At 43.6% G+C, this 1012-nt stretch carries 1 protein-coding gene; it reads left to right on the plus strand.

All coding sequences use genetic code 11. The features are described 5' to 3' along the window. A partial coding sequence (locus M8E35_RS26345) for a glutamine synthetase III family protein (RefSeq protein WP_508012622.1) occupies positions 1-1012 on the plus strand: 1012 nt, incomplete at both ends.

Consider the following 1012-nt stretch of genomic DNA (forward strand, 5'->3'; position numbering starts at 1 on the left):
TGGCTCCTATATTTGGAACAACAAATATTGCCACCGACCACAACCAAATTGTCATGGATACCATGAAAAAAGTTGCCTTGCGGCATGACATGGTTTGCTTGCTTCATGAAAAACCCTTTGCCGGAGTCAATGGGTCTGGCAAGCACTACAACTGGTCAATGTCCACCAACGACGGACTTAACCTCTTGGATCCCGGTAAGACTCCCCATGAAAACTTACAATTCCTAACGATTTTATGTGCTATCATTAAAGCTGTTGATGATTATGCAGAATTGCTGAGATTTTCAGCAGCCACTCCCAGAAATGACCACAGACTTGGTGCAAACGAAGCCCCTCCAGCCATCATTTCTGTTTTCCTAGGCGAACAACTCTCAGATATCTTTAAGCAGTTGCAAAATGGGGAAGTCACTCGTTCCCTTCAAGGGGAGAGATTAGCCAGCGGTGTAATCACCCTGCCTGCCTTCCGTAAAGACTCTACAGACCGCAATCGCACTTCCCCCTTCGCTTTTACCGGCAACAAATTTGAATTCAGAATGGTAGCATCTTCTCAATCTATCTCAGGTCCAAACGTAGTACTCAATACTATATTTGCTGAAGTCTTCTCCCAATTTGCAGATCGCCTCGAAAAAGCAACGGACTTCGATCAAGCCCTCCTTGAGCTTCTTAAGGAGACAGCTACTAAGCACAATCGAATCCTCTTCGATGGAAATGGCTATGCAGATGAATGGGTTGTAGAGGCAACAAAACGCGGACTTCCTAATATTACTTCAACCGTTGATGCAGCACGAGTTCTGCTCCGGGAGTCAACCATTGAGTTATATGAAAAACATCACGTTTTGAATAAAATCGAATTAGAATCCCGCTATGAAATCAACTTAGAGCAATATTCCAAACAAATTAACATTGAGGCTCTAACCATGATCGACATGGCTAAGCATAAAATCATCCCCGCCGCCGTCAAATATTCTACTCAATTAGCGAATTCAATCAATGCCATAAAATCCGCTTCAAG

Origin of the sequence: Desulfosporosinus nitroreducens, assembly GCF_023897015.1 — a bacterium.
Taxonomy (GTDB): domain Bacteria; phylum Bacillota; class Desulfitobacteriia; order Desulfitobacteriales; family Desulfitobacteriaceae; genus Desulfosporosinus; species Desulfosporosinus nitroreducens.